Raw genomic sequence first — 19,348 nt, forward strand, 5'->3', positions numbered from 1 at the left:
GGTTCGCAACCCACGATGGGGTTGTGGATTCTATGGCGTTTTCCAGGGTAGCTCGTTCCTCCCAACCCTGGGCTTTGAGGCGCAATCCCGTTGGGATAGGGAGGAAGCCCTCCGAACTTGTGGGTAATGCTCAGGGCACGACACCGCTCTTCCTTCACGCCCGCCCGTTCTTCCAGCGTGAGACCAAGCCGACCGATCTTACATCACAGAGACGGGATGGCCGCAGAGAAGACCAGTTTCAGGAAGGATCAGAGAAGGACCGAGGAGAACGTCGATCGACAGCCCACACCGACGGAGTAGGATGAGCTGTTTTTACCACGGATTTCTCGGATGACTCGGATGGAAAAGCATTTATGAGGTTCACCTCCGACACTTCCCGGGTGAAGATCGCCATTCACATTCATTCTCCTTTTGACGTCAATCCGTGAGATCCGCGAAATCCGTGGTTCACAACTCCCGGATCCAGGATAGGTGCGGGGACACAAAGGCGCGGTCTACGGAACGCGCACGCGATAGAAGCGCCTGGACCCTTGAGGATCGGAGTCGATCACGGTTTGCTCCGATCCGTCAGCTGCAAACGACTTCAGCGTTTTCCAGTTGGAAGGGAGGGATTCCGTATATTCCACCACATTCGTTTTCGATCGGACACTGTTCCAACGAATCTCTCGGGACTGGTCGGGACGAATTTGCACCCGCACATTGTAGAGAGTGATGTCCACGAAGAAGAGGTCGGAGTAGCGGGGATAGCGCGTGCCCAGGTAGTTGACGGGAAGATCCATGAATCTGCGACCGCCGGTGGTGTTTCCGTAATAGCAGCGCATGTCGGCGATGCCTTGGAAGGTGCACTCGGGGATCTCCTTGCGCAGGCTGTTGAAGAACTGCAGCACATTGGTGCCGCTGACCACGTGGCCAAACACCGTGAAGCCGCCGTCGGCCGTGTCCAGGTCCGCGCTGTTGTCGGCGATGTTGATGAACCAGTCGGAAGTGGCCGAGTTGGTCTGCCCGCCTAGGCGAGCCATCGCGATGGTCCCATAGGTGTTGCTTACCTTTTTACCCACGTTGAATTCGTTCGTAATCGGCCCGTACTTGTCGATGGGCGCGTAGGAAAAAAAATCCTCGTTCGAGGCCCTGGTTTCCACGGTAAACCCCCCGCCCTGAATGATGAAGTCAGGGACCACCCGATGAATAAACACATTGTTCGTCGGGTACACGTCTTGCACATAGCGCAGGAAATTGGCCACGGTGACGGGCTTCTCCTGGTCGAGGAGTTCAACCATGATGTCCCCTTTGATCGTCCGAAACTGCACCATCGTCCCGGCTGCCTCCGCTCCCAGCACCGAGATCATCACCAGCCAAACAGTCGCCATCCAACGCATACGTCATCTACCTCATCGACCGCCGGCACAAGTTCTCAAGTCCCCGGCTCGGTCAGTAATACGGAAGCAGCTTTTTACGAAGCAATCCATTGCTGGCCAGGATTTCACAAGTATGGTCCTTGGCCAGGGGACGCCGCCAGAAATCCCCGCCCGCACATTCCAGAATCAGTCCGCCGGCGGCCACGTCCCACCAGCTCAAGCCGTACTCCAAGTAGGCATCCATTCGCCCGCTCGCCACATAGACCATGGCGAGCGCGGCCGCGCCCATGATGCGCACCTTGCGAATCTGCGGCAGTAGGCTGGTGAACGTGGGCATCATGCGACTCATCGACTCAGGCTCCTTGGAGAACCCCAGCGAGATGATCGCCTCGTTCAATCGGCCTCGCTTGCTGACGTGGATCGGCTGCCCGTTCAGGCGGGCCGTCTGACCCCGGATCGCGGTGAACAGCTCATCGCAAAAAGGATCGTATACCAGGCCGGTCACCGTTTCATACCCCGGTTCAACGACGGGACTGCGACGTCCGCGCGGGGCCGGGACTCTTCGCTCCAGGGCGATCGAAACGCAGGCATGCGGGATCCCATAGGTAAAGTTCACCGTGCCGTCAATGGGATCGATGACCCAGCGGTACGCGGCATTGGCCTCACCCGAAGTGCCCTCCTCGCCCAGGATGGCCACCTCCGGAGCGAACCGACGCAGGCTTGCTTCGATCAGCTTTTGGCAGCGGACATCCAGCTCCAGCTTGATATCCATCTGTGTCGCTGAGTCGATCTTTTTGATCAGCAGCTGATTCTTTCGCATCAGGGCTCCGGCTTTGCGGGCGGCTGTGACCGAGGCGGCGAGCGCGGCGGAATGGGAGAGCTTTGTCATGGGGGACTGGTTGGGGTGAGAGGGGAGGCGCGACCAGGTCTAGCCGCGGGTGTGGTCGAAACCAGCTGCGTAGGCGGCCGATGGCATTGCCTCAGCCTGCGCGTACATCTTTTTCTCCGCGGCGCGGAACACAGTGAATCCCAGCACGGCCACAAAGATCCCAAACGCGACCCTGACGCTGCTCAGGAGCCGGGTCCGGGAGTCCGTGGCGGTGGCCCAATCTATGAGATCGCGGAGTCTCCAGGGGGAGATGGTCAGCCACATGCCCATGAACACCCAGACGTACGCCCAGGTGACGGGCACCAGCCGCCAGTCCGAGTCGACCCAGCGCGCCGAATCCACGATCAGCTTGGCACCCAGCAACATGAGCACCGCTACGCCCCGGACCGGCAAAAAGTCCTGCAAGAAAAAGCAGGCTCCCACCCCGACCAAGGCGAATACCCCATAAAGCAGCGGCTTGAAGCTGGTAAAATCAGCCACATTTTCCTGACGGACATAGTAAAGAAACCAGGCTGTTGCCGCCAGGATCAGCGGAAAGCCCCACGGCGTGTTTCGAGGGAAGCGTCGGGCAGCTTTTCCGAAGGCGCTAGGGTTCAACACCCCGCCCAGATGAAGCGCGGCAAAGGCCAAGCCCAACAGGATCGTGACCGTCGATAGTTTCGGACCATCCATAAAGGCCACTTCAATACCGGAGATCGGGCCTGAAAGCAATATCTCGCCAAACAAACCTCTGGCTTTGGTCCCTCCCTTGCTCCATGTTGATTCCTGATTCTGGAAGGGTGGAGGATCGCTCCGAGCTTCGCTCGGGGAGGAAAGTCCGAACTCCATAGGGCGCGATGCCGCGTAACCCCGGTCGACAGGCCGGGGATACACGCGGGGACCCGGGGTAATAGCGGGTCACGGACAGTGCCACAGAGAATATACCGCCTCGGCGCTGGCAACAGCATCGAGGTAAGGGTGAAAAGGCGGGGTAAGAGCCCACCGCCTTGGGTTAAACCCAAGGGCATGGAAAACCCCATCGGGAGCAAGGCCAAATAGGGGACCTCGAGGCGGCTCGCCTCAAGTCCAGCCTAACCGCTGGACGGGTCTCGGGTATCGGCTGCTGAGACAAATGATCCTCTCCTTCTCGGGGCTTCGGCCACGGGAGGCAGACAGAATTCGGCTTACAACCCTTCCAGAATCCTCATTCTTGTCGAATTCCTCGGCAGCCCTAAACTGGGGCTGCCAATGCAGTGGCTCACCATCAGACCCGATGCCGAATCAGCCCGGGCTGGGCTCCCCAGCCCGACAGCCCCGTTCATCGCCTCGAATTCCATGAACCCGCTTGTAAATCCCCCGACTGACAACCTGCCGAACACCTCAAGTGACCAGGCCATTGCCCCCCATCCTGGGGCGGCGGTTCTGCGGACTCTTTGCTTCGGGTGGATGCTCGTGTCGTCCGCCTTAACCGGTGCGGGTGCCGCGGGCACGTCGCCGGCAGCGTCGGCTTCCGACCAGGGAGTTCGACGGGACGCGACAGTGTCCGCCGTGGAGCGGGTGATTCCATCCGTGGTCAACATCGGCACCGAGACCTTGGTCGCTTCGCGCTCTCCCCTGGACGACCTGTTTCGGGAGTTCTTCGATCCGTATTACCGTGAGCGGGAGGCCGACTCGGCCTACAGCGTGGGCTCCGGAGTCATCATTGACGAAGAGGGCCATATCCTGACCAACCACCATGTCGTCAGCCGTGCGCACCGGATTACGGTCAAGCTTGCCGATGGCCGTGAATACGAGGCCAAGGCGATGACCAGCACGGCGTTCACCGACGTGGCGCTGTTGAAGATCGTCAGCAAGCCTGGTGAAAAATTCTCCGCGGTGAAGTTCGCGGGTGACGATGACCTGCTGTTGGGAGAGACGGTCATCGCGCTGGGGAACCCCTTCGGGCTGGGCGGGTCGGTTTCACGAGGCATTCTCAGCTCGAAGGCGCGTCGCCCGCCGAACCGGGACGAGGCGCTGGACATTCCGGACTGGTTACAGATCGATGCGGCGATCAATCCAGGCAACAGCGGCGGACCCTTGATCAACTTAAACGGCGAGCTGATTGGAATTAACGTGGCGGTTTCCCGACAAGGGCAGGGGATTGGCTTCGCCATTCCCATCAAGCGCATTTCCTCGACCCTGTCCGAGATGTATACGCCTGAGACCTTAGGCGGCTTCTGGTTTGGCGCCCGTCTTCGCCCGCAGCAGAAGCCGACCCGCGTTTCGGAGGTCGAGCCCGGCAGCCCCGCGGCCTTGGCGGGGGTGAAGCCCGGTGATGTCATTTCGGTGGTGGACGGCAAGGCGGCCAAAAGCCTGTTCAGCGTGGTGGATGAGTTGGTGCGGATCGGGGACCGTCATGAGATCCCCCTCGTACTCCTGCGTGGCTCCGAGCGCATCGGGGCGAAGCTGCTGCTCGTCAAAGAGCAGTCCTACTTCAACGCCGAGCTGGTGCGGAAGAAGCTGGGACTTCAGGTGGAGGAACTGAGCGCTGCCTCGGCAGCCCGGATTGGATTGGATATTGAAGGCGGGCTCTTGGTGAATGCGGTGGATCCCCGATCACCCGCGGCGCAGGCAAACCTGCAGCGGAGCATGATCGTGACCTCGCTCAGCGGTCAAAAAGTGACTCGAGTGGGCCGTGCCGCCAAGATCCTTCATGCCCGTAAGGCTGGGGATCCCGTGCAGCTCGACCTGCTCATCCCCATTCGACGCGGCCGGTTCATCGAGGTGCAGACGGGCAGCGTGGAGGTCAAGATTCGGTAAACCTAAAAAGGAGGATGCAAACCACGGTTTTCTCGGATGGCACGGATCCGCTCTTTTCCGCAGGAAAAATATCTAGCAGCCTGTCGCGACGATTCCTAAGGGATAGATCAGCACAAAGGGACTCACAGCCGGACGTACGCCCGGTGGGGATAGGTCCGACAGGCTGCTAGACGTTGAACTTAAACAGGAGCACGTCGCCGTCCTTGACGATGTATTCCTTGCCTTCCATCCGATACAGGCCCTTTTCGCGGGCAGCCGCGATCGAGCCACACTTCACCAGATCGTCGTAGGCGACGGTTTCGGCCTTGATGAACCCGCGTTCGAAATCGCTATGAATGACACCGGCGGCCTTGGGCGCGGTGTCGCCCACATGAATAGTCCAAGCGCGCGCTTCTTTCTCTCCCGCCGTAAAGTAAGTGCGCAGGCCCAACAAATGGTAGGTGGCCCGAATCAGCGCGCCGACGCCGGATTCTTCGACGCCTAGTTCCTTGAGGAAAGCCTTGGCCTCTTCGTCGGTCAGGTCGATGAGATCGCTCTCGATCTGGGCGCTGATGACCACGGTTTCACAATCCACATGGGCCTTGGCGTACTCACGCACCTTCATCACATAAGGATTGGAGTCCGCGGTGGCCAGGTCGGATTCCTTGACGTTCGCCGCGAAGATCGTCGGCTTGCTGGTCATGAGGTAAAACCCTTTGACCAATAGCCGCTCCTCCGGGGTCAGCTCCAGGGTGATGGCCGGTTTGCCAGCATCGAGGTGAGGCTCGAGCTTCTTGAGTACGGCTTCATCCGCGATGGCTACCTTGTCTCCACGCTTGGCGTCCTTGGCGCCCTTCTCAATCCGCTTCTTGACGGCTTCGAGGTCGGCCAGGACCAGCTCGGTGGTGATCGTTTCGATGTCGCGGACCGGATCCACCGTGCCAGCCACATGGTGAATGTCGGCGTCTTCGAAGCAGCGGACGACCTGGACGATGGCGTCGACTTCACGGATATGGCTGAGAAACTTATTGCCCAGGCCTTCTCCCTGGGCGGCTCCCTTGACCAAGCCGGCAATGTCTACAAATTCGACTGCCGCGGGCACCAACACGGCGGTTTTGGCGATGTTCGCGAGTACCTGCAGCCGAGGGTCGGGCACGATTACGATCCCCACGTTGGGATCGATGGTGCAAAAGGGATAGTTCGCTGCTTCCGCCTTCCGGGTGCGGGTGACAGCGTTGAATAGAGTAGACTTACCCACGTTGGGAAGCCCGACGATACCAGCTTTCAGCATAAGAACCGCCCAGGCTAGGCTCGTCCCATCACAAAACAAGTCGGAAACGCGGCGAATTGGAGGGGGTAGGCGGCCTGAAGCGATCGCCCGATGCCCTCCGAGGCAGGCTGGATGACCCTTCCGTCTGCCTGGGCCCCGATCAAAAGGAGAGATCACCCCCCAAAAATCCCAAAGACGCCTTCGCTTGCGGCGCTCCTCACCATCCTCTACGCTTCTCGAGTGCCCAGTTTATTGGAAATCATTCAAGCGCGAGCTGCGGAAAAACTGACCCTTCCCCCGGGAACCCCGGTGTCCGAGGAGGAGGCCCGGTTTAAGAATTTCCTCAAGGTCGAGACCGCGCGCTTGAAGATCCGACATCGTGCGGGGGGAGGGGGACTCGAGATCTGCGAGGCGCGGGCCTGCTTGCTGGACGAGGTGCTTCGTCATCTCTGGTTGGCCACCCGCAACACCCTCTCGCCTCAGGCTCAACGGGAGTTTCCCCCCATCGCCCTCGTGGCGATCGGCGGCTACGGCCGATCCGAACTCAACCCGTTTAGCGACATCGACATCATGGTGCTGCACGTCGGTCAGGTCGTGGCTGGGAGCAAGCCACTGCCACACCTGGCGAAGTTTCTCGATGGGGTGTTGATGCCCCTGTTCAACCTGGGCTTGAAAGTCGGCCATTCCGTTCGGGAGGTGAACGATTGTGTCGATGTGGCCAACGCCAACATGCAGTCGAAGACGTCGCTGATCGAATCTCGGCTGGTGTGCGGAGATGAGGCGCTTTTTCGCCGGTTCCACCGCACCCTGCTGGCCAAATGCGTCGCCGGTCACGAGGACGACTACATCGCCGCCCGGATCGAGGATCAGACCAATCGGCGCACTCGCTTCGGCAATTCCGCGACCATGCAGGAGCCTCACATCAAGAACGGTTGCGGCGGACTGCGCGATTACCAAAACCTGCGCTGGATGTCCTTCTTCAAATACGGCACCCGCTCGCTCCAAGAGCTGGAACAGCGTGGGATGCTCTCGGACCTCGAGCGCCGCCAGCTCGATGCGGGCTACGACTTTCTGCTCCGGGTCCGAACGGACCTCCATTATCATTCGAATCGGGCGGTCGACGTTCTGACGCGCTCGGTGCAGCCTGCCATCGCCACCCATCTGGGCTATTCCGATCGATCTCCCAGCCGCCGGATTGAGAAGTTCATGGGCGACTACTACACCCATTCCCGCAACCTCTACCTGATCACTCGCAACGTCGAGGATCGGCTGGCGATCCGACCCAAGCCGCGCCGGAGCATTTCACTGCGCAGTTTTCTTCCGCTTAAGAAGCGAACCGAGGAGCTAAACATTGTCGATGGCTTCAAGTTCGAGGAGGATGGCATTCGCGCGAGCAGCAATCGGGTTTTCAACGATCAGCCCCGCCGCCTAATGCGCGTCTTTCTGCACGCTCAACAGCGTGGGCTCAAACTGCATCCCGACCTCTCGCAGCTGGTCCGCAACAACCTTCGGCTGGTCGACCGGTCGTTCCTGAAGGATCCGCACGTGCGCGAGAGCTTTTTGGAGATCCTGAACCATCGGGGCAGCGTGGCGCCCATTCTCCGCGCCATGCACGAGACCGGGCTGCTGGGGAAGTACATTCCGGAGTTTGGCAAGTTGACTAATCTGGTGCAGCACGAGTTCTTCCACCAATACACCACCGACGAGCACACCCTGGTCTGCCTGGAGAAGCTGGATGCGCTCTGGAAGCCTGGGAACCCCCAGGATGCGGCTTACTCGGAGCTGTTTCACAGCCTCGAGCATCCGTATGTGCTGTATTTGGCGCTTCTGCTTCACGATGCCGGCAAGGTGGATCACGATGGAGGTCACTCCGACGCCGGTGGGAAGTTGGCCGAGCGGGTGGGGCGCCGTCTTGAATTGGATGGATCGACGACCCACACCCTGCGCCTGATCATCGAGCAGCACCTGACCATGGCGGTCGTCTCTCAACGGCGCGATTTGGAGGACGCCTCGGTGATTCGCCATTTTGCCACCGTGATCCAAACGATCGACAATCTCTCGCTGCTCACCCTCCACACTTATGTCGATTCCTTGGCCACCAGCGACCGGCTTTGGAATGGGTTCAAAGACTCTCTGCTGTGGAACCTTCACAACAAGACCGTGACGATGCTTTCCGGCAAGACCGAGTTTCTGATGGCTGAGGCACGTCAGCGCGAGCTGCTCAAGGAGGCAGTGTCGAATCTGCTCCCGCGTACCTTTGCCGAGGAGGAGATCAGCGCCCATTTTGCCGCGCTGCCCGCTCGCTATTTCCGAATTCATCAGCCGCGCCAAATCGCCACCGACGTGGCCCTCAGCCACCGGTTCATGCACAAGCAGCTCGAGGAGCAGGACCTTGCGCTTGAGCCTGTCCTGGACTGGCACAACGAGCCGGACCGTGGCTTGACCCGTCTCCGCATCTGCACCTGGGACCGCCCTGGCCTTTTCAGCCGCATTGCAGGCTCCTTCGCCGCCTCCGGCATCAACATTCTCAGCGCTCAGATTTTTAGTCGGAGCGACGGGATGGCGCTGGACTCCTTCGAAGTCACCAGCGGACGCACCGGCACCGTGGTTACCAAGGAGGAGCGGGTCCGCTTCGAGGAGCTCCTGTTACGCTCGCTCAGCGGGGAGAAGGTCGATTTCCGTGGGTTGATGCTCCGTCCCTCGTCCGGCAAAAAGCAGGATCGCACCTGGCTCGAGGGACAATCCTTGCCCATGCAGCTGCGGTTCGACAACGAGACCTCCGAGGACAACACCATCATCGACATCGAAACCGAAGATCACCTCGGTCTGCTCTACGCCATCGCTGAGGTTTTTGTCATCCTGCATCTGGACATTCATCTGGCCAAGATCGTTACGGAGCACGGCGCGGCACTCGATAGTTTCTATGTGACCGATGAGGACGGCGAGCGGGTGCTTTCCCTCCATCGGCAACAATACATCGAAGCCCGGCTCCGTGAGGCGATCGGGCAGCTGGCTCCCTAGTGGAGCACCGGAAAGCAGAGCACCTTGACTGGTGTGCCGATCGTCAGGCTGCCATTCGGAGCGACATCCACCAGTCCGTTGGCCTGCGCCAGCGATCCCTGACAATGGGATCCCTGGCGTCCTGCGCTCCGCACCTCGCCCGAGTCGTCGAGTATCACCCGGATGAAGTGACGCCGGTCTCCTGGATTTCTCAGGGGCTCGCGCAGTTTGCCCCAGGCAACGGGCAGATGGGTGCGCGCGGCTCCTTGCATAGCCAGCAGAACGGGACGGACCAGCAACAAAAATGTCACCCAGGCCGAAACGGGATTGCCGGGCAGCCCAAACCAGCGGCGACCTTTCCAGTGGCCGTGAACGAATGGCTTGCCCGGCTTGATGGCGACTCGCCAGAACTCGGTGGTCCCACCCAACGCCGCGAATGCTGGCTTCAGAAAATCAAGTTCTCCCACCGAGACTCCGCCGGTCGTGATCACCACCTCCGCTCGCGAGAACGCCTCGCGGAGTGCCGTTACGGTGGACTCCAGCGAATCCGGCACCAGTGGGAACAGCTCCACCTCGGCACCGCATTGTTGCGCCGCCGCGGCCAGACACAGCCGGTTGCTCTCGTAGATACCCCCAAGTGGCAGCGGGGCTCCCGGCTCACAAAGTTCGTTCCCGCTGGCTAGCACCGCGACTTTCGGCGGGCGGTGGATGGACACTGTCGCGTTCCCCATGGCTGCCAGCAGGCCCAGGCTTTGGGGCTTTAGCTGTTCGCCGGGAGATAACACCACGCTGCCCCGTTTCACGTCCTCTCCGCGAAATCGAATATTTTCCCAGGGCTTCACCGGGTCGCGCACGGCGATGATTCCCGGCTCGGCGGAGAGCACCGTGACGTCCTCTTGCATGACCACCGCGTCCGCGCCCGATGGCAGGATCGAACCCGTGAATAGCCGAATGCATTGTCCTGCAGCCAACGGCTTCTCCGCTGCGGCTCCCGCCGCGACGCGGTCGATCAAGTGCAGCCGAACAGGGCTTGCGTCCGAAGCGGAGGCGACATCGGCGGCCCGCACCGCATAACCATCCATCGCTGAATTGTCGAATCCAGGCAGGTCGATACCCGCCGACAGTGGCTCCGCAGCAAACCGCCCGTCGGCCTTCAGGAGGGGACAGGACACAACCTCAGTACTCGTCACCGAGCTGAGGAGTTGGGACAGGGCTTCTTCCAACGAAAGCATGTCGAGAGTCATCACGAGCCACTGGAAATTGTCCAGCATGGATGACAGGACAATTGTAGCGTGGGCTGTGTCGGCCCATCGGTGTGATTGGAAGTGAGCCAGGCTTGAAAGGAAATCGTCACCAAGGTAGGGAGAGACTCTGTCGAGCCCATAACGGCCCCAGGCTCCGTTACCTGCGGAAGTTTACTCCCGATGAGGGCCTCTCAACCTAGTTTATCCCCCAGCGCTTTTCCCCTCCGCTTCTTAAGCGCTTTCAAACCTTGGGCATTCATGGGCTCGACGGAGTTTCTCCCTACCTCGTCACCCCGATCTCAGCCAGGATTTCATGCACTTTAAATCACCCCCGCAGGCCCCCACCTCACTTTCCGTTTGACCCTTCCCGGCCCAGGGGCATAGTTCGATGTCATGCACCCAGCTTCTGCGCCGAGACTGTCCTCCGTGGACTCGCCAACCCGCATGGCTGTGCGCGTCCTCCCCTTCCCGGTGCGACGCTTTTTAGCAGTCGCCCCGCTTCTCTGCCTGCTCCCCGCCTCGCTGCTAAAGGCTGCCAATGTCCCCGACTTTAACAGGGACATTGCACCCATCTTGTCGAAGCATTGCTTGGAATGTCATAGCGGCGCCGAACCTTCGGGCAAACTCAGCCTCATCACCCACGAAGGTTTTCTCAAAGGGGGTGAATCAGGCCCGGTGACGAATTCCTCTCATCCCGAAAAGGGAGAACTCTTCAGCCGCGTCAGCGAGGGCATCATGCCTCCTCAGAAACAGGGCAAGTCCAGGAAGCTGCCCGCCGCCGAGATTGTCCTCTTGCAATCGTGGATTACCTCTGGCGCTCCGTGGCCTTCAGGACGCGTGCTGGATCCGTTCGAGGTTTCTACCGATCTCCGTGGCGGACGCGATCTGTGGTCGCTTCAGCCCGTTCGACGGCCGGCGCTGCCTCTCAGCGCCAAGACCGATAACCCCATCGATGCCTTCGTCCGTCAGAAACTCAGCGCCAAAGGGTGGAGCCCGGCACCTCCGGCCGACCCGCGCACTTTGGTGCGACGCCTCTATATCGACCTAACGGGTCTCCCCCCCACCTCCGAACAAATCACCGCCTTCGTTGCCGACCCATCCCCAGCGGCCTACGAGGCCATGGTCGATCGCCTGCTGGCCTCACCGAGATTTGGTGAACGATGGGGTCGTTACTGGTTGGATATCGCCCGCTACGCCGAAACCTGTGGCTACGAGCGTGATCAAGTGAAACCCAATGTCTGGCGTTATCGCGACTGGGTGATCCGCGCCTTCAACGAAGATCTGCCCTACAACCAGTTCATCATGGCTCAGTTGGCGGGCGACGAGATGCCGGGTCACAACGAAGAATCACTCGTGGCAACCGGGTTTCTGCGCCTCGGCACTTGGAACGATGAACCCAACGATGCGGAGGAGTATAAGTACGAGCGACTGGAAGACATGGTTCACGTGACCAGCACCGCGTTCCTGGGGCTGACCGTGAAGTGTGCCCGCTGCCATGATCATAAGTTCGATCCTATTTCCCAGTTGGATTACTACCGCATGGCAGGCGCTTTCTGGGCGGGTTATATCCAGCCTGGCCAAGGCTCCTTGGGTGGACCGGATGCCAAGGCGCTCGGCTCCGAGGTGTTTGGTTGGACCGATGCGTCCCCGACACCCCCGCCGTTGCCGCTCCTAGTGAAGGGTGATCCCAAACGACCCAGCAAACCGGTCGCCCCCGCCACGCTGTCCTTTTTGCCTCAGCTGAGTCGCGAGATCACCCCCGCACCCGCGGGCAGCAAAACGAGTCAACGCCGACGCCAGCTCGCCGAGTGGATCGCCGATCCTAAGAATCCTCTCACCGCCCGAGTGTGGGTGAACCGTCTCTGGCAATTCCACTTCGGCCAAGCACTCGTCCGCTCTCCCGACAATTTTGGCTTCACCGGTGAGAAGCCGACGCACGCGGAACTCTTGGATTGGCTGGCTGATGAGCTGGTGGCCGGAGGATGGCGTGCCAAGCGACTTCATAAGCTCCTCGTGCTTTCCGAGACGTACCGACAAAGCTCCATCCATCCGGCGCAGGAACGCTATGCTCAGGAAGACTTCGCCAATCATCTCTGGTGGCGCGCCGAGCGACGTCGATTGGATGCCGATGCCCTCCGTGATGGTTTGCTTTCGGTCAGCGGAACGCTGGATCTGCGCAAGATGGGTGGGCCGAGTTTTGCTCCCGTCATCAGCCCTGACGCCCTCGAAGGCCTGTCCATGAAAGGTCAGGCCTGGAAAGCTTCACCCGCCGAGGAGCAAGGACGGCGCAGCATCTACATGTTCAGCAAGCGCAGTTTGCTTTCGCCCATGGCCACCGTGTTCGACTTTCCCGACACCACGCTCCCCTGCGGACAGCGCGATGTCACCGTGGTTGCGCCGCAGGCGTTGGCCTTGCTCAACAACGCCACGGTTCACGAGCAGAGCCGGGCTTTGGCGCGGCGGGTGATGTCGGCATCGGCGAGCCAGGATGCTCGATCCCGCATCACGAAGGCCTGGCAGCTCGCCTTGGGTCGTGTCCCCGCTGCCGCGGAAACTGCGGCGGCCATCGCCCATCTCCAGCGTCAACGCGATCACTTTTTGTCGCAGACTCCGGCCCCCAAGCAAGCGCCTGCGGCCGATCCCGACCTCCTCGCTTTAAGCTCGCTGTGCCACGTGCTGCTCAACTCCAATGAATTCATCTACGTGGATTAACCCCGCCTCGCTATGACCGCACCACGCAAACCCGGTTCTTTCTTCCCTTGCGGCACGAGCCGACGCGAATTTGTTTGGGACATGGGACTCGGCTGCGCCGGGCTGGCGCTATCGACGCTGCTCGGTGGCGATGGCTTCTTCACCCGCCGTCTGGGAGCGGCGACGCTCGATGCTGCCGCCGCGACTCCTTTAGCCCAAAAAAAGCCCCATTTCCACGCCAAGGCGAAGAGCGTTATTTTTCTGACCATGAACGGAGGGCCCTCCCAAGTGGATACCTTCGACTACAAGCCGGTTCTGGAAAAGTTCGCGGGTAAACCGCTTCCCGACGGCAAGAAGTTCATCAACTCCGGAGGACGCAAGATCGGGTTTCTGACTCCCTCCTTCCGTCCGTTTCGTCCGGGAGGTCAGAGCGGGCTGTTGATCTCCGACTTCTTTCCCAGCATCCGCAAGCACGCCGACAAGCTGGCGGTGATTCGCTCCTGCCACACGGACAGTCATGCCCATGGATCCGCACTGGTGGCGATGAACACCGGCAAGACGTTCATCGGCCGTCCGTCCTTGGGCAGCTGGGCCGTGTATGGGTTGGGTAGCGAAAACCAGAATCTGCCCGGCTACGTCGTGATCCTCGACAATCGAGGGGGGCCGATCAGCGGGCAGCCGAACTGGGCCAGCGGGTTCATGTCGGGGGCCTACCAAGGCACGCTCTTCCGTCCGGTGGGCGATCCCATTCTCGATCTCCGTGGTCCTGCCGAAATCGATCGCCGAGCTCAACGCGAGCAGTTGGATTTGCTGCAGCAGTTGAACCAGCAGCATCTCGAAACCAGGCCGGGCGGCTCCGAATTGGCGGCGCGCATCACCAGCTACGAGTTGGCCTACCGGATGCAATCCGCCACCCCCGAGGCGGTGGATCTGACGCAGGAAAGCGCCGCGACGCTGAACGCCTACGGGGTCGGCCAGAATCCGACCGACGAGTTCGGTCGCAATTGCCTGGTGGCACGGCGTCTCGTGGAGCGTGGGGTTCGGTTTGTCCAGTTGTACTCCGGCGGTGGCCACTTGGAGGAGACCTGGGACGCGCACAAAAGCATCGAGACCAATCATGGGCAGCATGCTGCCGAGATCGATCGTCCGATTGGGGCCTTGTTGAGCGATTTGGAATCACGCGGCTTGCTGGACAGCACGCTGGTGATCTGGGGCGGGGAATTCGGAAGAATGCCTTTCAGCGAAGGGAAAGGCGAACCCGGCCGAAACCACAATCCGTACGGCTATTCGATGTGGATGGCGGGCGGAGGAGTGCGGGGAGGGATGGCGTTTGGTGAAACCGATGAGCTGGGGTTTGAAGCCGTCGCGGACAAAGTGCATCTCCACGACATCCACGCCACCATTCTGCGGCTGCTCGGGTTTGATCACGAGTTGCTGACCTATTTCCATCAAGGCCGCAAAGAGCGCCTCACCGATGTCTATGGTCAAGTGATCCAGAGCATTATTGCGTAGGCTGACCCGCTAGGTGTCGGGTGCCAGGTGTCGGCAACTTCTCACTCGTCACTGGTCACTCGTCACTCAGTGGGCCGTCTCGGCCCATCGGGACAACGAAACTATCGCCAGGCACACCCTGGATCCGGTAGGCTTGGATCCAAGGTTCGAAGAACCCGCGAGGATACCCGAATGGATATGAGTTGGAATTCACGGTTCGCTGCCCGTTCACAGCAGATGAAGCGTTCCGCCGTTCGTGAGCTGCTGAAGCTCACCGAACGGCCTGATATGATTTCCTTCGCCGGCGGCTTGCCGGCCCCGGAACTCTTTCCTTTGGAGGAGATTCGTGTCGCGGTTGCCAACGTCCTCGCCACCCGTGGAAATCGTGCCTTGCAGTATGGCGAGACCGAAGGGGTTCCGGAGCTCCGCGACTGGATCGCCGCCCGATTCCGCCAGCCCGGTCTGCCGATCACCCGCGCCAATGTTATGATTGTCACGGGAGCACAGCAAGGGCTGGATCTGCTGGGCCGCGTCCTGCTCGATCCCGGTGACCGTGTGATCGTGGAGAACCCCACCTACTTGGCATTGCTGTCCGCCTGGAGACCGCTGGGCATCGAATTCCTGGCTGCGCCATCGGACAGCCAAGGAATTCAGCTGGAGGGCCTGGATTCATTGCTCCTGCAAGCACCGAAGCTGCTTTATACGATCCCGAATTTTCAGAACCCCGGCGGCACCACCCTCAGCACCCCCCGTCGTGAAACACTGGTGGACTGGGCCCGGCGCAACAATGTCGGATTGATTGAGGATGATCCGTACGGAGAACTCCGGTTTGAAGGCACGCCTCCGCCCACCCTGATGAGTCTCGACGCGCGACACAGCGCCTCCAATCGCCACGATGCCCAGTCTCTCCACGGTAACGTCGCCTACTGTGGAACGTTCTCCAAGGTGCTTGCGCCTGGGTTGAGGGTCGGTTGGATTATCGCGCCGGAGGAATTGCTGGAAAAACTGGTGCAGGCCAAGCAAGCCACCGATTTGCATACCAGCAGCCTCAGTCAGCATTTGTGCTATCAACTGCTGCTCGACGGCGTCATGGAGCGACAGATCCCGCGACTCCAAAAAGCCTATGGGGAACGACGCGACACCATGCTGGCGGCGCTCACCCGTTATTTCCCGGAGGGTATCCGCTGGAACCGACCCGAAGGCGGGATGTTCCTCCTGGTGGCCTTGCCGGAGTCGCTTGATGCGCAGGATGTCCTGCGCGAGGCGATCCGGCACAATGTCGCCTTCGTACCCGGCGAGGAATTCCATCTGAATGGCCAGGGCAAGAATACCCTCCGCCTCAACTTCTCGAATGCCTCCTGCGCCCGGATCGAGGAGGGGATGAAGCGCTTGGGAGAGGTTGTGAAGCAACTCATATCGGCTAAGGGGATTGTGTGACGCCTCAGGCCCTCGCTCACCTTCGTGCCGTCGATAAGGTCATGGGTCGGCTCATCCGGGACGTCGGACCGTGCGGTTTGGTGCCAGAAACCCGGCGGCAACCCTATCACGCCCTGATTAGTGCCGTGGCGCATCAACAGCTCACCGGCCGGGTTGCCGAAGTGATTCTCAAGCGCTTTCGGGCTCTTTTTGCGGGACGTGGGTTTCCCACGCCCGAGGCGATTCTCCAGCTCTCCGAAGCCCAGCTTCGATCGGTTGGCTTCTCTCGGGCGAAAGCGCTAGCCATCCGGGACATTGCGGCCAAGGCAGTCGAGGGACTGGTCCCCACCTCCCGCGGGCTCAAACACTTGCCCGACGATGCGATCATCGAGCGGCTGACTCAGGTCCGCGGGGTGGGCCGCTGGACTGTGGAGATGCTCTTGATGTTCAAACTCGGGCGTCCGGATGTTCTGCCGGTGGATGACTTTGGGGTCAGGAAGGGGTATTGTCTGGCGTACGGGCTCGAAGCTCTGCCACGTCCGAAAGAGTTACTTCAGTTTGGAGAGCGCTGGCGACCCTATCGCACCACGGCCGCTTGGTATCTCTGGCGAGCCGTCGAGCTTCATACACCGCCGAAGCCGGCCAAGCGGGTTAAGGAATAGTGTCAAAGTGACGCTTGGGTGTCGGAAAGATCCGTCGATTTACGAGATGGCGGAATTCTGTAAGTTGGTGTATGGATGGAGTTACACATTCTACTCGTTGTATGTTCAAGAGAACGCTGTTGAGCTCGTTTGCCCTTTCCTTGGCCGCGCTGGTCCTACCGCAGGTTTCGCCGGCCGCGGTGGTGATCAATGAGGTGATGGCGAACAATGTGGCTGCGGTGGGTAAGGAAGGGAGCTATCCCGACTGGCTGGAGCTCTATAACACCGGGACCACCGTGGTCAGCCTGGCGGGCATGACGTTGACCGACAACCTCAGCCAGCCCACCAAGTTTGCTTTCCCGGCGGATGCTCAGCTGCCGCCGAATGGGTATGTGGTGGTCTGGTGCGATAATAATATCGTCCCAGGGGAGTATCACGCTGCTTTTAGCTTCAGCGCTAGCGGTGAAGAGGTGGGTCTGTACGGTGCCAACGGAGTCTTGCTTGACTCGGTGAAGTTCGGGTTGCAAGCCGCGGATTTCTCCATCGGGCGAATTCCTAGCGGAACGGGTGCGTGGGCTCTGACATCCCCGTCTCCTGGGGATGCCAACACTGCTCAAGCATTGGGTGATCCGGGCAAGTTGCGGATTAATGAGTGGATGGCTTCAACCACCAGCGGAAGCGATTGGCTGGAGCTGTACAACTCCGAGCGTCAGCCCAGTGCCCTGGGCGGATGCGTTTTCTCGGACAAGACTGCCAGCCCAACGGTCAACTTGGCCATCCCGACCCTGTCGTTCATTGGACCGGAAAGCTTTCTTCAATACATGGCCTCGGGGGAAACCAATCACGGCCACGTGAACTTCAAGCTCGGTGCCGGGGGGGAAACCATCAGCCTGTTTGCACCCAACCGGACGACGGTCCTGAGCCGCGTCAAATTTGGACAGCAGACCGCCGACGTTTCCGAGGGAAAGCTCCCGGACGGTACCGATAATGTTGTCGCTTTTGGCTTCGGTAAGGCCACTCCTGGCGCCAGCAACTTTCAGCCCCTCGAGGGCGTGGTCATCAATGAGGTGCTGACCCACACGGACTTTCCTTTCGAAGATGCCGTAGAGTTGCAGAACATATCACCCGATCCCATTGCCATCGGAGGCTGGTGGTTGAGCAATTCTCGCTCGGATGCTAAAAAATTTCGGATTCCGGCTAACGTCGTGATCGCTCCCGGTGGCTTCCGCGTTTTCTACGAGGTTCAGTTCGACCCCGATGACACGGGCAACGACCCCAGTTTCCGATTTAACTCTTCCAAGGGTGATGAATGTCACCTCTTCAATGCCGATGCGGCGGGCAACCTGCTGGGCAACATCGCCTCGGTTCGGCTGTCCCCTGCGGAGAACGGTGTCTCGCTGGGTCGTGTTGTGACCAGCGAAGGGGTTGATTTCGTTCCCATGGCCAGCACCACTTTCGGTCAGGATAGCCCTGCGACGGTCCCTCTGTTTCGAACCGGGGCCGGGAAGACCAATTCCGCTCCGAAGATCGGTCCGATGGTGATCACGGAGATCATGTATCATCCTCAGTCCGCCGCTGCGAGCGCCGACGATGTCTTTGGGGAGTATGTTGAGGTGCGGAACATCACTTCGGCGGCCTTGCTACTTTACAACCCGCTGAACCCACTGACCGTCACGAGCAACAGTTGGAAGCTCGACGGCCAGGTCCGTTTCCAGTTCCCTATTCGAACGACCTTGGCCGCCAAGGGATATGCTCTCATCGTGGGATTCAACCCCACCAACCGCTCTGACCTCAATGCGTTCAGAGCGCTCTACCAAGTCTCCACCAATGTTCCCATCTTTGGACCCTACCGTGGTCGATTGAGCAACGGCGGCGGCTCTCTTGAGCTACTCAAGCCGGACGAGGTCCAACGCCCGCCCCATCCGGATGCCGGCTACATTCCCTTCATCCCGGTGGATCGGGTTGTCTATAGGGACGCGGCACCCTGGCCATTGGAAGCCGACGGGCAGGGCAAATCCCTGCATCGACGAACTCAGGAAGCTTATGCCAACGAGCCGCTTAACTGGTTTGCGGCTGATCCCACGCCAGGTGTTGGAGCGCCGCTGCCGGTGCCGCTTACGATCAGCGGCATCGAGGTAGATGGAACCCAAGTCTCGATCACGTTCACAGCCTTGGCGGGTAGAACCTTCCAGATCGAGTATACCGATTCGCTTGAGGCCCCCTCGTGGAAGGCGTTGTCCGTTTCCATTCCCGTGCAAACCACGGACGGCCCTATGACAGTGAAGGATGCGGTGGTGCCCGGCAAAGCCGGTCGCTACTACCGTTTGGTGTCCCCCTTGAATTGAGCGCTGACTCCCCGATGGGCCCGGCACTCGACCCGATCGCTGTAGCGTCGTCCATGCTGGACGATTCCTCAGCCCCGAGCGCAGCGGGCCCGAGTATCTCTCACAAAGGCACGAAGCTCACCAAGCTCCCAAGGCAGAGAGTACCGGGCCGAGCCAAGAGAGACTATTGAACCGCAAAGGGCAAAGGACGCTATGTCTTCAGAGAAAAGAAGAAGTCCGTTTTTGTCCTTCCTCCGGTTCCTCATCGCG

12 protein-coding genes and 1 other RNA gene are annotated in these 19,348 nt (G+C 60.2%); 8 read left to right on the forward strand and 5 right to left on the reverse strand.

Annotated features, from left to right (window positions below; genetic code table 11):
• Positions 1-494 precede the first annotated feature (494 nt).
• The 3 genes from JNN07_03075 to JNN07_03085 all read right to left on the reverse strand — a co-directional run bounded on the left by JNN07_03075 (position 495) and on the right by JNN07_03085 (position 2,916).
• Positions 495-1,367 carry a peptidylprolyl isomerase gene (locus JNN07_03075; protein MBL9166697.1) on the reverse strand — a complete coding sequence of 291 codons (873 nt, stop codon included), beginning with the start codon at positions 1,365-1,367 and terminating at the stop codon, positions 495-497.
• A gap of 61 nt (positions 1,368-1,428) precedes the next feature.
• A complete protein-coding gene (locus JNN07_03080) occupies positions 1,429-2,244 on the reverse strand; it encodes an inositol monophosphatase (protein ID MBL9166698.1) in 816 nt (271 codons plus the stop codon).
• A 39-nt stretch (positions 2,245-2,283) separates the two neighbouring features.
• Positions 2,284-2,916, reverse strand: a complete 633-nt coding sequence (locus JNN07_03085; GenBank protein MBL9166699.1) for a hypothetical protein — start codon at positions 2,914-2,916, stop codon at positions 2,284-2,286.
• Between the two features lie 99 nt (positions 2,917-3,015).
• Here JNN07_03085 and rnpB point away from each other — a divergent pair.
• Positions 3,016-3,426, forward strand: an RNA gene (rnpB, locus tag JNN07_03090) — RNase P RNA component class A.
• A 132-nt stretch (positions 3,427-3,558) separates the two neighbouring features.
• Positions 3,559-5,022, forward strand: a complete 1,464-nt coding sequence (locus tag JNN07_03095) for a trypsin-like peptidase domain-containing protein (GenBank protein MBL9166700.1) — start codon at positions 3,559-3,561, stop codon at positions 5,020-5,022.
• Positions 5,023-5,188: 166 nt separating this feature from the next.
• Here JNN07_03095 and ychF read toward each other — a convergent pair whose 3' ends face one another.
• Positions 5,189-6,292 (reverse strand): redox-regulated ATPase YchF, encoded by a 1,104-nt coding sequence (gene ychF / locus JNN07_03100; protein ID MBL9166701.1) that lies wholly within the window; start codon positions 6,290-6,292, stop codon positions 5,189-5,191.
• Between the two features lie 219 nt (positions 6,293-6,511).
• Here ychF and glnD point away from each other — a divergent pair, with 219 nt between their 5' ends.
• Positions 6,512-9,292, forward strand: a complete 2,781-nt coding sequence (gene glnD, locus JNN07_03105; protein MBL9166702.1) for a [protein-PII] uridylyltransferase — start codon at positions 6,512-6,514, stop codon at positions 9,290-9,292.
• On the opposite strand, the gene JNN07_03110 is transcribed toward glnD, so the two are convergent.
• Positions 9,289-10,542 (reverse strand): molybdopterin molybdotransferase MoeA, encoded by a 1,254-nt coding sequence (locus JNN07_03110; GenBank protein ID MBL9166703.1) that lies wholly within the window; start codon positions 10,540-10,542, stop codon positions 9,289-9,291. The genes glnD and JNN07_03110 overlap by 4 nt on opposite strands.
• Positions 10,543-10,959: 417 nt before the next feature.
• Between JNN07_03110 and JNN07_03115 the strand changes: the two genes are divergently transcribed.
• From JNN07_03115 to JNN07_03135, 5 genes are all read left to right on the forward strand, one after another.
• Complete coding sequence (locus JNN07_03115) at positions 10,960-13,227, forward strand: PSD1 domain-containing protein (protein ID MBL9166704.1); 2,268 nt, start codon at positions 10,960-10,962, stop codon at positions 13,225-13,227.
• Positions 13,228-13,239: 12 nt separating this feature from the next.
• On the forward strand, positions 13,240-14,718 hold the full coding sequence (locus tag JNN07_03120) for a DUF1501 domain-containing protein (GenBank protein ID MBL9166705.1): 1,479 nt from the start codon (positions 13,240-13,242) through the stop codon (positions 14,716-14,718).
• 177 nt (positions 14,719-14,895) lie between these two features.
• Positions 14,896-16,134 (forward strand): PLP-dependent aminotransferase family protein, encoded by a 1,239-nt coding sequence (locus JNN07_03125; protein MBL9166706.1) that lies wholly within the window; start codon positions 14,896-14,898, stop codon positions 16,132-16,134.
• A gap of 41 nt (positions 16,135-16,175) precedes the next feature.
• Positions 16,176-16,775 (forward strand): DNA-3-methyladenine glycosylase 2 family protein, encoded by a 600-nt coding sequence (locus JNN07_03130; protein ID MBL9166707.1) that lies wholly within the window; start codon positions 16,176-16,178, stop codon positions 16,773-16,775.
• Positions 16,776-16,876: 101 nt separating this feature from the next.
• A complete protein-coding gene (locus JNN07_03135; protein MBL9166708.1) occupies positions 16,877-19,099 on the forward strand; it encodes a lamin tail domain-containing protein in 2,223 nt (740 codons plus the stop codon).
• Positions 19,100-19,348 lie beyond the last annotated feature (249 nt).

It is taken from the genome of Verrucomicrobiales bacterium (genome assembly GCA_016793885.1).
GTDB lineage: Bacteria > Verrucomicrobiota > Verrucomicrobiia > Limisphaerales > UBA11320 > UBA11320.